Annotated in this window: 12 protein-coding genes and 1 tRNA gene; 4 read left to right on the plus strand and 9 right to left on the minus strand. The window is 56.8% G+C overall.

Annotation, left to right across the window (positions count from 1 at the left end):
* Positions 1-5 precede the first annotated feature (5 nt).
* The 8 genes from ACR3ES_RS00890 to ACR3ES_RS00925 all read right to left on the minus strand — a co-directional run bounded on the left by ACR3ES_RS00890 (position 6) and on the right by ACR3ES_RS00925 (position 5,326).
* A complete protein-coding gene (locus ACR3ES_RS00890) occupies positions 6-455 on the minus strand; it encodes an Lrp/AsnC family transcriptional regulator (RefSeq protein ID WP_170430830.1) in 450 nt (149 codons plus the stop codon).
* Positions 456-871: 416 nt separating this feature from the next.
* A complete protein-coding gene (locus ACR3ES_RS00895; RefSeq protein ID WP_480634674.1) occupies positions 872-1,465 on the minus strand; it encodes a DUF2189 domain-containing protein in 594 nt (197 codons plus the stop codon).
* A gap of 611 nt (positions 1,466-2,076) precedes the next feature.
* Complete coding sequence (locus ACR3ES_RS00900; RefSeq protein WP_170430826.1) at positions 2,077-3,162, minus strand: beta family protein; 1,086 nt, start codon at positions 3,160-3,162, stop codon at positions 2,077-2,079.
* A gap of 16 nt (positions 3,163-3,178) precedes the next feature.
* Positions 3,179-3,766: an ImmA/IrrE family metallo-endopeptidase gene (locus ACR3ES_RS00905; protein ID WP_480424634.1), complete on the minus strand. Its 588-nt coding sequence runs from the start codon at positions 3,764-3,766 to the stop codon at positions 3,179-3,181.
* On the minus strand, positions 3,753-4,283 hold the full coding sequence (locus tag ACR3ES_RS00910) for a hypothetical protein (protein WP_170430824.1): 531 nt from the start codon (positions 4,281-4,283) through the stop codon (positions 3,753-3,755). Before ACR3ES_RS00910 ends, ACR3ES_RS00905 begins: the two co-directional genes overlap by 14 nt.
* Positions 4,284-4,426: 143 nt before the next feature.
* Positions 4,427-4,503 (minus strand) — tRNA-Arg (locus ACR3ES_RS00915).
* Between the two features lie 21 nt (positions 4,504-4,524).
* Positions 4,525-5,001: a GNAT family N-acetyltransferase gene (locus ACR3ES_RS00920; protein ID WP_170430822.1), complete on the minus strand. Its 477-nt coding sequence runs from the start codon at positions 4,999-5,001 to the stop codon at positions 4,525-4,527.
* Positions 5,002-5,014: 13 nt separating this feature from the next.
* A complete protein-coding gene (locus tag ACR3ES_RS00925; protein WP_170430820.1) occupies positions 5,015-5,326 on the minus strand; it encodes an ETC complex I subunit in 312 nt (103 codons plus the stop codon).
* Positions 5,327-5,484: 158 nt separating this feature from the next.
* Here ACR3ES_RS00925 and ACR3ES_RS00930 point away from each other — a divergent pair, with 158 nt between their 5' ends.
* From ACR3ES_RS00930 to ACR3ES_RS00945, 4 genes are all read left to right on the plus strand, one after another.
* On the plus strand, positions 5,485-5,964 hold the full coding sequence (locus ACR3ES_RS00930) for an SRPBCC family protein (RefSeq protein ID WP_480424637.1): 480 nt from the start codon (positions 5,485-5,487) through the stop codon (positions 5,962-5,964).
* An 81-nt stretch (positions 5,965-6,045) separates the two neighbouring features.
* Positions 6,046-8,232 (plus strand): excinuclease ABC subunit UvrB, encoded by a 2,187-nt coding sequence (uvrB, locus tag ACR3ES_RS00935; RefSeq protein WP_170430818.1) that lies wholly within the window; start codon positions 6,046-6,048, stop codon positions 8,230-8,232.
* A 94-nt stretch (positions 8,233-8,326) separates the two neighbouring features.
* Positions 8,327-8,962 carry a hypothetical protein gene (locus ACR3ES_RS00940; RefSeq protein WP_170430816.1) on the plus strand — a complete coding sequence of 212 codons (636 nt, stop codon included), beginning with the start codon at positions 8,327-8,329 and terminating at the stop codon, positions 8,960-8,962.
* Positions 8,963-9,221: 259 nt separating this feature from the next.
* Positions 9,222-9,758, plus strand: coding sequence for a hypothetical protein (locus tag ACR3ES_RS00945; protein WP_170430814.1), 537 nt, complete (start codon positions 9,222-9,224; stop codon positions 9,756-9,758).
* A gap of 120 nt (positions 9,759-9,878) precedes the next feature.
* Here ACR3ES_RS00945 and ACR3ES_RS00950 read toward each other — a convergent pair whose 3' ends face one another.
* Entirely contained in the window at positions 9,879-11,330 is a 1,452-nt protein-coding gene (locus tag ACR3ES_RS00950) for an aldehyde dehydrogenase family protein (RefSeq protein ID WP_170430812.1), read from the minus strand.
* Positions 11,331-11,359: the final 29 nt, after the last annotated feature.

An 11,359-nucleotide genomic window follows, 5' to 3' on the forward strand; every position in this document is an offset into this window, starting at 1 on the left:
GTATTTTAAAGAATGTCGAGCGACGCCTTAACCCGGTCCATCACAATCGAAGACGTGAAGCGGCCGACATTCGACTCATCAAAGAAATACTCCTGCGTGAACGCTTCATACTCCTGAATGTCCTTTACGACGACGATCATGATAAAATCGGCCTCGCCCGTCGTGTAGTAGCATTGCTGCACCGCCGACGCCCCGCGCATCTTTCGCTTGAAGGCATCAAGATGCAACCGGCTTTCCCGTTCCAGCACGACCTCGACGATGACCGTCATTTCACGCCCCAGCTTGGTGGGGGAGAGGACGGCAACCTCCTTTTCGATCACACCGGTCTCGCGCAGTCGCTTGAGGCGTTTCTGAACAGCAGGTCCCGAAAGCCCGATCGACGCACCCAATGCGTCGGCGGTCAGACGGGCGTCGGACTGCACCAGTGCAAGTATCTCATAATCCTTGTCATCCATGGCTGTATTTCGATCATTTCGTTGGGAGCGCACAACCCTTTTTGTAAAAAATCGGGGCTGTAGGCTTTCATTGCGAGTGGCCGTATGAGAGCTGTGAAGACGCTTCGTCTGTGAGAGGTCGCGGAGCGTTTGAGAGACGGCGGTCATCAATTGCCGTAAGACTGGTCGCAAAAACCGATTGCGGCTTACGGACGGCAGTACGGACCGGTTGGCTGTGACGTTTAGGGAAGAGACCAAACGCACGCGTTCTGATCAAAGAACTTCAGCTTAAGTGTTGTTGAGGTACACGCTTGTCCCTGTTCGCAGGCGTTACTCAGTTCGGCACGATTGGGGGTTTGCTTCTGGACACCGCAAGAATTGAACTTGGTTACCCGGAGGCAACAAAAGCGCGCTACGGCTCAAAAAAAACTGGATGATTACCCCTCAACCGGGGGAACGGCCCTCTGGTAAAGATGCCAGGTTGTGTGACCAAGTATTGGCAGGGTAAAAATCAGGCCCAGAAATGCCGGAAGCATCGACACCAGCATGGTTGAAACTATAACCGCCGCCCAGACGAGCATGACCACGGGGTTTTCCCGAACGACGCGAAGAGACGTCAACACGGCAGAAATGAAATCAATGTCCCGGTCGAGCAACATGGGCATGGCTACGACGGTCACCGAAAACAATACCGCCGACAGAAACGCACCCGCGCAGGCGCCGATGGCAAGAAACGTCCAGCCCTCAGGTGTGAAGAATACAGTGTTCAAAAACCCGTCTAAATCCGAAAAAGATGAATCCTGCAGGATGATCACCAGCAAAGTCCGAAACTGGTAAAACCACACCCAGAGAATGAACAGGGTGACAAAGGCCATCCAGCCCATCTCGCGCTTGCGCTGATGGGCCATGACAGTGAGGATTTCGATCCAACCGAAACTCTCGTGCTTCTGCAAACGGCGCGACATTTCATAAAGCCCGGCGGCGGCAAAAGGCGCGACCAGCGGAAAACCAATAGCGGCGGGAATGACCATCCAGACCTTGCCAATCCACACCAGACACCAAACAAACAGGATGCCGAAAACCGCATAAAACAGTCCAAAAAACCGCTCATGACGGGGCGGGCCAGAAAATCCGAAACCCCGGCTTTCAATGACCCAATGATGTCATGTACCGTCACCGTGTTGACTGCGGGAGTGCCCGGCTGTTGCGGCGTCAGCTTGTTCGGTGGTGTGGAACCTGCAGTCTCGGATGTCATGACTTACGCCTCCCAAAACACATTGCCGCGCTGGTCTTTTGGCAGCAATTTCCGCATTGCAAATTAACGTCCTCCCTTGAGCACAAGTTTGCATGAGGTAGGGAATTGCGGCAAGGGCGTATAGTCAAGTCTCACTCCTTTGCCATTCACCTAACCTCACTGATGTGCCGAGTATTAGTGCCCGCTGAGCGGAAGCTCAGGGCTCCTTGATGGACGGAGCAAACACAGCTGCTTCAAGTGGTAGGTTATTCGTCAAGGATAAAGTGGTAGGAAAATCCCAAAACATTGAATAGAAAACGAAAAAACGCCCAGCTTTCGCTCGGCGTTTCGCTTTTGAACAACTCGCCCTCTCACATGCGAGAGCCTTGCTAGCTTGCCGTTTGCCGCCTAGAAATCATCGTCGCTCCATTCTTCATCCAGCGCGTCAGGCGGCGGCAGGTGGCCATAGAAAGCCTGCCTGTGAAGGTGAATATTGATCCTCGCAGCATACATCTTGGGCATGGTGTCGATAGCGAATGCCTGCCCGTCTGCGGTGCCATCTATTTGCTGTTCTCCCCAAGTCCCAAGGTTCCCCGACCAATAGCCGCTGTCCCGTATTCGCTGTGCCGCGACTTGAAACGAGACTTCACCTTGTTGGTCGCGAGCGATGATCCACGAAGTGTCCGCTGGGTAGTCGATACGGTTCTTAGGCTGGCTGGCATGGCCATAGCTCCGGGGTCTGGTCGTGCCCCAATCTCCGTAGATGATTCTTGGGTGGTTGGTCGCCTGTTGCACTTGGGCCAAGAGGTCACGGTTCGTGAAACCGCAAACATCTGTCCCGTCAAAAACCGTGAAGTCTTTCGGAAACGAAGTGCAGGAAACGGCAATCGGAACCTCAGGCGGTATCGTTCCGAAGAAGCTGTTGGTATAACCGCTGGCAAGGGCTGCCACTAGGAGAGGGTCCGGCACCCAGCCAAACTCGAATACTACGGCATAGTCGTTCGCCCCATCTGCGGCCAGTTCTGCCACTAAAGCAGGCATCCATTGCGGGATACCCGACCCAATACCCTCGGCAAGGTTCATCCGAAGGCAGAAAGTCCGGTTGTTTTCACGTGCCCATGCAATCTGGTCCCGCGCGCTCTCAATCGTTCGCTCTGCCATCAACAGGCAAGGGTTTGCATTCGGATAGTCCGATAGGAGCGCCCACCACGCGTCAAGGTCTGCCGGTTTCGCGGCCAGCCGTGCCCATTGCTCTTTTGCCTCGTTAGGCTTGTCGTTCACCTGGTAGTAAGTGTCCACGTCGATGAAGTAAGGGCGTGATGGGTATGACTCTTCAAACTTGCCCAATGCCCGAGAAAGGGGCGAGGTCGCCAGCCAAGGAGCCAACAGTATGAGTGGCGTAAGTCGATCTTTGGTTGTCCCCGGCAGCTCTTTGAGACCGCTGAGCTCGGCGGGGCGGATGCCCAACGTCACCAGATACTCCTGAACATCCATTGCCCGTTGCGCCTCCTCACACCATCTGTAGCTTGATTTCCATCGCAGCCGTAGAGACACCAAAGCGACGGGCGAGGTCCTCAATCACCTCAGGCGTCATCGGCCCCGAGTATTCCGCCGTAGCCTCCGCAAGCTGCGCTGACGGGATGACGAAATCGGATGCAAGCCGGTTCGCCTCGTATTCAATCTGCATCGGCTGATTTGGAGCCCGCAGCAGCACGTTCTCAGACCATCCATTTGCCGCCTCAACTCGTTCTCGATGGAGCAAGAAATGAGCAAGTTCGTGTGCAAGCGTGAAGCGCTGGCGGTGCTTGGCCTCGTGTCGGTTGATGCGGATCACGAAGTCGCCATTTTCCTGGCTGATCTGGCCGGAGGTGCCGCGAGGCAAAGTAGACAAAAGGACCTTCACGCCAAGGCGCTTGGCGATGGCACCCAGTTTTACCGGATACTCCGCCAGATATTCGTCAATTTCCGCCCGCACCTCCGGCGCAAGGTTCAGGTATTCCATGGAAGGCGACTTGACCTCCCAACCGTTTGAAGCTGCTATTCGATGCATACTTCCGTCCATTTGTTCTCCCTCCTGTTTTGCTTTAATCTTGGTCACCACCTTCAACTACGTCTTGAGGGTCCATCACTGGCCCACCCGAGTTTATCCGGTCGATAACCCTTCCAACTGCGTCATCCAGAGCGCCCGTTCGCACGAGCGCCTTGAGGATTTCGTCTCTGTGTTCATCGTCAGCAAGCACCACCTGCAATCCCAAAGGCAAAATCTCGCGAACCTTTTTGTCCACCTTTGGGTCAAGGTCCGCTTCCATGGTCTCGGTGATCTTTGTGGCAGCCGCTGACTTTGCCTCGCTCGCTGCCTCATCCTTTATCTCGCGCAGGGTCTTTAGGGCGACCAGACCAATGACGAGTGCTCCGACCGTCACCGCAAGGCCAACAGCACCAAGGAATATCGTCGCCACGGTCAGCAGCAGATCAACGTAGTCCGCCCTCGTCGGGTCGATGTGGGTAGCCTGACCTTTGCCCGGGAGCCCCCAGCCAAACCAGAATACAATTGCAGCGGTAGCGGCGAACCCCCCGATGATTGCCGCGAGTATCGCCACGCCTAGCTTTCCCAATGCCGACCTCCTGCCCACCCAAATAAGAACATTAAGAGAACAAATCAATATCTATTCTAGTCGACCCATGTGCCTGGGTCGACAGAAAACCTTGAATCTCAAGGGCCTTTGCGGTAAAATTACCTCTGCGAAACAAAAGGAAATGGCGATCCCGGAAGGACTCGAACCCTCAACCTGCTGATTAGAAGTCAGCTGCTCTATCCAGTTGAGCTACGGGACCGCTGCGCCCTTCTTGAGGCTTTTACCGAGCGGGTTCAAGGGGCAAGCGCATGAAGGCGCTGTTGGGGTCGGGATCGTAACCGAAGATCGGGCCGCAATAGGAATAGCCCAGCGCTTCATACAGCCTGCGCGCCGCGTCGTACTCGGTCAGATGGGCGGCACCGGTTTCAAGCACCAGCGCTGAAACGCCCTCGGTCCGCGCCAGATCGGCCAGATGGGCCATCACCACGCGTGCTAGGCCGCGTCCGCGCGCTTCGGCGAGAATATGAACCGATTTCACTTCTGCGGTTCCATCCGGCAGGAATTTGAGTGCACCGCATCCTAATGCCCGGCCTGCTTCGTAAAGAGCCCAGAAGCGGATGCCCGGTTCCCTTAAGGCATCTACATCCAGCGTATGGTTCGACGTCTGCGGCGTTGCGTCCCAGCTATGGGCCAGATGTGCCTCAATTATAGGCCGCAGGTCCTCAGCGCCTGGATCCGCCTCGCGGATATCGATCATTTGGAACTCTCGGTTAGTGTGTCCATGGACCGCGACGGTCGGTGGCGAAATTTTCGCCGTACCCGCGGGCGCGCAGGTTGGGCTTGCGCTTGTGCGGTTCAATGACCTGCGCGTCGATACCATTGTCCTTGGCGTAATCCAGCGCCTCTTCCTTGGTGTCGAATTTCAGCCGCACCTGGGTCTGCGTGTCGCTGGACGAGGTCCAGCCCATCAAGGGGTCCACTTCGCGCGCAGAGGCTGGGGCGTATTCCAGAACCCATTTGCGTGTCTCAGCCATCCCCGATGTCATCGCGTTCCGCGAAGGCTGGTAAATCCGTGCGCGCATGTCGCCTCTCCGTACTCGCTTGGCTGCGCACGTTTATGCGCCAGAGCGCGCTCTGGGACAAGACGACAATTGTCGCGCTGTCCATGCCGCGGCCTGATGACAGTAATTGTCATCAGATCCGGCTACACTTTGGGACCTTCAAGCAAGGAATTAATCAGATGATCACCCATCAAAGACGCCTGGAAATCGACGCACGGCCCGAAGCCGTCTGGGCGATACTAAGCCGGTTCATGCACATTGACGAGATTGCGCCTCAGGTCACATACGTGGACGCGCTGACGCGTGGCGCAAATGGGGTTGGATCAAAACGGCGCTGCTATTTCCAGAACGGAAGTTCTCTGATCGAAGAGGTTACGAACTGGGAACCCTACCGGGGCTACAGTGTCCGCTTGTCCGACATGTCTGCTCTGCCACTAACCGAGGCGCATGCCGCAATTGAAATCGAGCCACTCGCCGGACATCGTGCGCAAGTGATATGGAGTATGGACTATACGGTAAAATACGGCGTCCTCGGATGGATCATGGGGCAAACCCTCATGAAAATAATGATGACCCGCATTCTGGACAGTAACTTGAAAACCCTCTCTGACAAAGTTTGTGCGGATCAAATTCCAGACTGTCTGCCTGCCTATTATTGAGTCTGCCGATTTCAATCCGGATCAGGCCTTGCAGTTGGACAAAATAAGAACAAGTGTAGGGGCCTGACCCGGAGTTTTCTGATGCCGTACGCCAATTCCGACACTACACAACTGACGCAGGATGACGTTCGCGACCGCCTCAAGCTTGAGGGCGGTAAGGCATTTGTCATGCATACCGAATTCGCCCCCGCCGGGGACCAGCCAACCGCGATCACGAAACTGGCCGGAGGTGTGAATGACGGCGAACGCGATCAGGTTCTACTGGGCGCGACCGGAACCGGTAAGACATTCACCATGGCGAAGGTGATCGAAGAGACCCAACGCCCCGCCATCATTCTGGCCCCCAACAAGACGCTGGCGGCGCAGCTCTATGGCGAATTCAAAGGCTTCTTCCCCGAAAACTCGGTGGAGTATTTCGTGTCCTACTACGACTACTACCAGCCCGAGGCCTATGTGCCGCGCAGCGATACGTACATCGAAAAAGAATCGCAGATCAACGAACAGATCGACCGGATGCGCCACTCAGCCACCCGCGCGCTGTTAGAGCGGGACGACGTAATCATCGTCGCCTCGGTCTCGTGCATCTATGGTATCGGCTCGGTCGAGACCTACGGGGCGATGACGCAGGACCTGAAGGTAGGCAATGAGTACGACCAGCGGCAAGTGATGGCCGATCTAGTCGCCCAGCAATACCGCCGCAACGATCAGGCATTTCAGCGCGGTTCGTTCCGGGTGCGCGGCGACTCACTGGAGATCTGGCCTGCCCACCTGGAGGATCGCGCCTGGAAGTTCTCGTTCTTTGGCGAGGAACTGGAAACCATCACCGAATTCGATCCCTTAACCGGAGAACGCGCGGCCACGATGGAGCAGGTGCGAGTCTACGCGAATTCGCACTACGTGACGCCCAAGCCGACCATGCAGCAGGCGATCATCGGCATCAAAAAGGAACTGCGTATCCGGCTGGATCAGCTGGTCGGCGAGGGCAAACTGCTGGAGGCGCAGCGTCTGGAACAGCGCACAAATTTCGATCTGGAAATGCTTGAGGCCACCGGCGTCTGCAACGGGATCGAGAACTATTCGCGCTATCTGACCGGCCGTGCGCCGGGCGAACCGCCCCCAACCCTGTTCGAGTTCATTCCCGACAACGCCATTGTGTTCGCCGACGAATCCCATGTCAGCGTCCCCCAGATCGGCGGCATGTACCGGGGCGACTATCGGCGCAAGTTCACGCTGGCCGAACACGGGTTCCGCCTGCCGTCCTGCATGGACAACCGGCCCCTCAAGTTCGAGGAATGGGACGCCATGCGCCCGCAATCCGTCTTTGTCTCGGCCACCCCGGCGAAATGGGAGATCGAGCAGACCGGCGGCGTCTTCACCGAACAAGTGATCCGCCCCACTGGCCTGCTGGACCCCGAGGTCGAAATCCGCCCTGTCAGCATGCAGGTGGACGATCTGCTGGACGAGGTGCGCAAGGTCGCCGCCGATGGCTACCGCACGCTGGTCACGACACTGACCAAACGCATGGCCGAGGACCTGACCGAATACCTGCACGAACAGGGTATCAAAGTTCGCTACATGCACTCGGATATCGACACGCTGGAACGGATCGAAATCCTGCGCGACCTGCGGCTTGGCGCCTTCGACGTGCTGGTCGGCATCAACCTGCTGCGCGAAGGGCTCGACATCCCCGAATGTGGGCTGGTCGCCATTCTGGACGCCGACAAAGAAGGCTTCCTGCGCTCGGAAACCTCGCTGATCCAGACCATAGGTCGCGCCGCGCGCAACGCCGATGGCCGGGTGATCATGTATGCCGACAAGATCACCGGCTCGATGGAGCGCGCCTTGGGCGAAACCAACCGCCGCCGCGCCAAACAGCTTGCCTATAACGAGGAACACGGCATCACCCCTGAGACGGTGAAGAAAAATGTCGAGGACGTTCTGGCCGGTCTCTACGAAGGCGACGTCGACATGAACCGCGTCACCGCCACCATCGACAAACCGATGCACGGCGCCAACCTCGAGGCCCATCTGGAAGGCCTGCGCGACCAGATGCGCAAAGCCGCCGAGAACCTGGAATTCGAAGAGGCCGCCAACATCCGGGATGAGATCAAACGTCTGGAAGCGGTCGACCTGGCCGTCGCCGACGACCCCATGGCGCGCCAATGGGCGGTCGAGAAAGCCTCTGAAGACGCGGTGAAATCGCGCGGGCGTTCAACAGCTGGCAGGCCAGGGCAGCGGGGTGGGAATGTGAAGCGGAGGAAGAGGTAGTCCGCAGCGACATTTTAGTATTGAGGCCAAGTCACTCAACTACTTATAAATGTTTATGCATCAATACAGTTTTAGTGAATCTAAAAGGCTTAAAATGCGACTTTTTCTGTCTTTCTGCGCGGCCATGCTCGCGACGATCAATTTCGCTTACGCTGACCTAGCTGAGTTGAATTATTCTGGTCGAAACGTGATTTATCATTCCGACGTCAAGCTGAGCGGGTCTCAGAAAAGAGATGTTAGAGATGCGCGCAAGGCCGACTTCTTTGGAGCCGTCGCGATAAACACTGTAAACAAGAAGTATGAAGCAAGTGGTGCTGCTTGGGGCTACCACACTTTAGAAACGGCACAGAGCGTTGCGTTGCGGTCGTGCCAGTTCAAGGCCGATAATCCCGAAGACTGTGTCTTATACCTTTCGGTTGTTCCAAAAGGATTCAGCACAAGTACGGAGGCGCAAACACTGTCCAAAACTGGCGTAGATGCCTATAATTTTGTCATCAAATGGGCGCGGGTAAACTTCGATGAATATCGTTCTTTCGCCACGAACGGAATTCACACGTGGTCATATTCCGCGCCCGCCAACTCCCAACAGGTCGCCGAGCAAGACGCGTTGGAAATCTGCGAACGTACTTTTGCTAAATCCCAAGCCAGAAAAGACCCCGCGTGGGCAAACGCCGTCTACAACAAAGCCCAGATGAAGTGTCGAATCTTAACTACGTTTTCACCAAAATAGGTCATACATTGAATAGCTTAACTGAAACCTATCTGATTGCGAAGTCGCCTGTTGCTAACATGTTCTAAGTGCGTTCGGCAAAGCAACGAGCCTAGGATGACTGGCCTCATTCATCCTAGCCAGCAAGCGCACGATAGATGCTCTTACCCATGTTGTCTAGCAGCCCCGAAAGGATGGGTTAAATCGCCCATCCTATTCTAGTTTTTCGACCCAGAGTTGCAATCCAGCGCAAAGCGATGAATGATCCACTCCGAAGAAATTGCCGGAGACCATTGATTTTCCAACTATTATTCTTGTCCTCACCGCTATTGGCGGTGCGATCTGGTGGTGGGTGCGCAGCAACCCGAGCGAAGCGCTCGACACCGCTCATGACGTTGCAACGACCCTGAAGAACGCGCCGAGAAGACTGGCCTTTCGAAGCGTCGCCAACGCCCATCCTGTCGAAGGAATTGACGACCCACGCATTGCGATCTGCGCAATCGCTCAGGCTTTTATCGAATTGGATGACCTGCCAACCTCCGAGCAACGTCAACAACTGCACGTCCTTTTGCGCACAAAACTGCGCTGTTCCGAGGAAGAAGCGCAGGAAATGGAGGTGCTCGGCCGCTGGCTGATGACCCAATGCAAGGGCCCCAGCGATGCGATGCCCCGCTTGGGCCGACGCTTGAAAAAGATTGACACAGGACAGGCATGGGATCGCTTGCAAGAGATGTTGATGCCATTGGCCGGTGATCAGCTTTCGCGGTCACAAGTCGGAGCAATCGGAGACCTTAAGGTCGCGCTCAAAATAAAGTAACGTGCGGGTTCGACCCGCTCCAACCGATTTAAATTTCCGAAAAAATCAAGCGGATTCAGCTAGATACCCAGCTCCGGTGCGCTTTGGGCTGACGGGTCGCTGGTCTTGGGTTCACCGGTGCTAACCGTGAAGTGCCGCAACCGTCTTGACCTGAGAAAACCCGTACAGCGCCTCAAAGCCTTTTTCGCGACCATGGCCGGATTTCCCAACGCCCCCAAAGGGCAGTTCAACGCCGCCACCGGCCCCGTAGTTGTTGATGAAAACCTGACCTGAGCGCAGACGTTTCGCCAGCCGCATCTGGCGTGCGCCATCGCGTGTCCAGATGCTCGCAACCAGACCGTAGTCGGTGCTGTTCGCTATGGTTAGAGCCTCATCTTCGGTCTCGAACGGGATCAGCACCTGAACCGGGCCGAAAATCTCGTCACGTGCCAGGGTATGATCAGGCGGGACGTCCGAAAACAGCGTGGGTCTGACATACGCCCCAGTCTGCGGCGCATCACCGACAATCACGCCCTGCGCCGCAATCGTCAGATCGGCCCCTTTGTCGAGGAACCCCGCCACGATGTCCTTCTGCCGGTTCGAGATCAGCGGCCCCACCCTCAAATCCGCCGTTGCCGGTCCTACTGTCAGATCCGTGTAGGCGTCTGCCATACGCGACCTGACCTGATCATATACCCCTCGCTGTACCAGAATGCGTGAGGATGCAGAGCAGGTTTGCCCCGCGTTCTGGATGCCCGCATTGACCAGAAACGGCAGTGCAGCATCGAGATCGGCGTCATCGAAGACCAGTTGCGGGGACTTCCCGCCCAGTTCCAGCGTCACCGGCACGACGTTCCGCCCCGCCGCCTGCTGAACCAGCGCGCCTGTCGCGACCGAACCTGTGAACGAGATGTGATCAACATCCGGGTGCCCCGCCAGCGCAGCCCCTGCCTCGGCCCCAAGCCCCGGGACCACATTCAACGCGCCCGGCGGAAAGCCTGCTTCGATCGCAAGGTGGGCAAACGCAAGCGCGGTCAGGCATGCCTCTTCCGCCGGCTTTAGGACGCAAGCGTTGCCCATGGCCAGAGCGGCGCCGACGGATCGGCCGATGATCTGCATCGGGTAGTTCCAAGGTACGATATGGCCGGTCACGCCGTGCGGTTCGCGCAGTGTGTAGACGGTGTAGCCCTCAAGATAGGGGATGGTATTGCCCATTACCTTGTCAGCCGCCCCACCGTAAAACTCGCAATACCGCGCAAGGGCCACCGCATCCGCGCGGGCCTGTGTCAGAGGTTTGCCGACATCCATCGCCTCAAGCAGAGCAAGATCATCGATCCGATTCTGCACGAGCTGCCCAAGTCGACTGAGGATGCGACCCCGGTCAACCGCAGTCATGCGGCCCCACCCCCCATCGCGCGCCGACCGGGCCGCTGAAACGGCGGCATCGACATCGGCATGCTCTCCCCGGGCAATATGGCACACTTCGGATCCGTCGGAGGGATTGATCATTGGCAGGGTTCGACCGGATGCGGGCGGTATCCACGCGCCTCCGATCAAACACAGCCCGGGATCAAACCAGAGGGGATTGGTCATTAGTCACTCCTTAGAATCAGGCTCTCACA

Source organism: Ruegeria sp. B1 (assembly GCF_056535885.1).

Excerpts from the sequence above, each read along its gene's own strand:
- ACR3ES_RS00890 (WP_170430830.1), bottom strand. The coding sequence starts at position 455 with ATGGATGACAAGGATTATGAGATACTTGCACTGGTGCAGTCCGACGCC.
- ACR3ES_RS00895 (WP_480634674.1), bottom strand. The coding sequence starts at position 1,465 with ATGGTCATTCCCGCCGCTATTGGTTTTCCGCTGGTCGCGCCTTTTGCC.
- ACR3ES_RS00900 (WP_170430826.1), bottom strand. The coding sequence starts at position 3,162 with ATGGATGTTCAGGAGTATCTGGTGACGTTGGGCATCCGCCCCGCCGAG.
- ACR3ES_RS00920 (WP_170430822.1), bottom strand. The coding sequence starts at position 5,001 with ATGATCGATATCCGCGAGGCGGATCCAGGCGCTGAGGACCTGCGGCCT.
- ACR3ES_RS00925 (WP_170430820.1), bottom strand. The coding sequence starts at position 5,326 with ATGCGCGCACGGATTTACCAGCCTTCGCGGAACGCGATGACATCGGGG.
- ACR3ES_RS00930 (WP_480424637.1), top strand. The coding sequence starts at position 5,485 with ATGATCACCCATCAAAGACGCCTGGAAATCGACGCACGGCCCGAAGCC.
- uvrB (WP_170430818.1), top strand. The coding sequence starts at position 6,046 with ATGCCGTACGCCAATTCCGACACTACACAACTGACGCAGGATGACGTT.
- ACR3ES_RS00940 (WP_170430816.1), top strand. The coding sequence starts at position 8,327 with ATGCGACTTTTTCTGTCTTTCTGCGCGGCCATGCTCGCGACGATCAAT.
- ACR3ES_RS00950 (WP_170430812.1), bottom strand. The coding sequence starts at position 11,330 with ATGACCAATCCCCTCTGGTTTGATCCCGGGCTGTGTTTGATCGGAGGC.